Annotated in this window: 3 protein-coding genes and 1 pseudogene; 3 read left to right on the forward strand and 1 reads right to left on the reverse strand. The window is 74.3% G+C overall.

The window, feature by feature from the left end:
* Positions 1-266 (reverse strand): hypothetical protein (locus APM_RS22655; protein WP_241763146.1); only part of this gene is annotated, 266 nt, incomplete at its 3' end.
* Here APM_RS22655 and APM_RS22950 point away from each other — a divergent pair.
* The 3 genes and pseudogenes from APM_RS22950 to APM_RS11470 form a co-directional block, all read left to right on the forward strand.
* Positions 211-336: pseudogene (locus APM_RS22950) on the forward strand (LysE family translocator); the annotation flags it as partial. The gene APM_RS22655 and the pseudogene APM_RS22950 sit on opposite strands and share 56 nt — an antisense overlap.
* 70 nt (positions 337-406) lie before the next feature.
* The gene (locus APM_RS22955) at positions 407-733 is read left to right on the forward strand and encodes a LysE family translocator (RefSeq protein WP_256379487.1); all 327 of its coding nucleotides are present in this window, start codon (positions 407-409) and stop codon (positions 731-733) included.
* Between the two features lie 120 nt (positions 734-853).
* A partial coding sequence (locus tag APM_RS11470) for a paraquat-inducible protein A (protein ID WP_007423543.1) occupies positions 854-1,584 on the forward strand: 731 nt, incomplete at its 3' end.

The raw sequence follows: 1,584 nt of genomic DNA on the forward strand, positions 1-1,584 counted from the left end.
CCCCCCCGACGGCGAACGCCGCCGGATGCGCCCGCGCGCGCCCATCCCGCGGCTTCGCCGTCATCCTCGCGTTCAGGGATGACGCGGCGCGCGGTTTCCGTCAGGATGCCCGCCATGCCGCCGCCCGACCTGTTCCTCGGCTTCATCGCCGCCGTGACGCTGCTGATGCTCCTGCCGGGGCCGAACGTGATGCTGCTCGTCGGCAACAGCATCTCGCACGGGCGGTCCGCCGGCTTCACCACCCTGGCCGGCACGGCGTCCGCCATGGCGGTGCAACTCGCGGTCACGGCCTTCGGGCTGACCGCCCTGCTCGCCCATCTGGGCGCCTGGTTCGGCGTCCTGCGCTGGTCCGGGGTCGCGTACCTGCTCTGGATCGGCATCGCCACCTGGCGGCGCCCGCCGGTGGATGCGGCGGCGCCGCCGGCCAGCCCCGCCCGGGCGGCGCGCCATCTGGGTGCGCGGCTTCGTCGTCTCGCTCACCAACCCGAAGACGCTGTTCTTCTACGGCGCGCTGTTTCCCCAGTTCATCGATCCGGCGCGCCCCGCCTCGTCCCAGGTCGCCGTGCTCGCCGGCAGTTTTCTCGGCCTCGCCCTCGCGATCGACAGTCTCTGGGTGCTGCTCGGCGGCGCGCTGGGCCGGCGCCTCGCCGGCGTCGGGCGGCTGCCGAACCGGATCGGCGGCGGCCTGCTCTGCGGCGCCGCCCTCGGCCTCGCGATCGCCCGCCGCCCCTGAGTCCGTCGATCACTGTCGCGTGAGATCGGCCGATTCGCGGCCGTTCCGGCTGCGCCGCCGCCGCCGCCTTCTTATGTCACGCCAGATGAATGCCCGCCGCCTCCACCATCGGTGGCGCGCATGAGCCTGGCGTCCTTCCTGTTCGGCACGCCGGATGCCGTGCGCGACCCGCCCCATGGGGTCATCGGTTGCGCCTGGTGCGGTCTCGTGCAGCGCCTGCCGGCGCGTTCAGGGCCCGGCGTCATCCATTGCCGCCGGTGCGATGCGCCGCTCGAACGCATGTCGGGCCGCGGGCTCGATGCCGCCCTCGCCTGCGCCGTGGCCACGCTGGTCCTGCTGCCGCCGGCCATTCTGCTGCCGCTGATGCGCGTCTCGCTGCTCGGCGCCGCCAACCGCAGCACGATCACCGCCGGCATCGCCGGGCTCTGGCATCAGGGCTGGCCGCTGGCCGGCATCGTCCTGGCCGCCGAACTGATCGCGCTGCCGCTGGCGCGCTTCGGCCTGCTCGCGGCGGTCCTGGCGATGCTGCGCGCCGGACGCCGGGCGGCATGGCTCGGCCCCGCCTTCCGCATCGCCGAGCGGCTCGACGAATGGGCGACCATCGACGTCTTCCTGATCGGCTGCATCATCGGCTATTCGCGCGTGGCACCGTTCCTGCCGGTGCGGATCGGCGCCGGCGGCGCCTGCGTGATCGCCGCCGCCTTCATGACGATGATCACCCGGGCAACGCTCGAGCGCCGGGCGATCTGGCGGTCCATCGGGCCGGAATCCAGCCATGCCGGGCGCGACGCCATCGCCTGCGCGGCCTGCGGCCACGTCGCCGCCGCCGCCGATGCGGGCACGCGCTGCCC

Source organism: Acidiphilium sp. PM (assembly GCF_000219295.1).
In the GTDB taxonomy this organism is placed as follows: domain Bacteria; phylum Pseudomonadota; class Alphaproteobacteria; order Acetobacterales; family Acetobacteraceae; genus Acidiphilium; species Acidiphilium multivorum.

Excerpts from the sequence above, each read along its gene's own strand:
- APM_RS22955 (WP_256379487.1), top strand. The coding sequence starts at position 407 with ATGCGGCGGCGCCGCCGGCCAGCCCCGCCCGGGCGGCGCGCCATCTGG.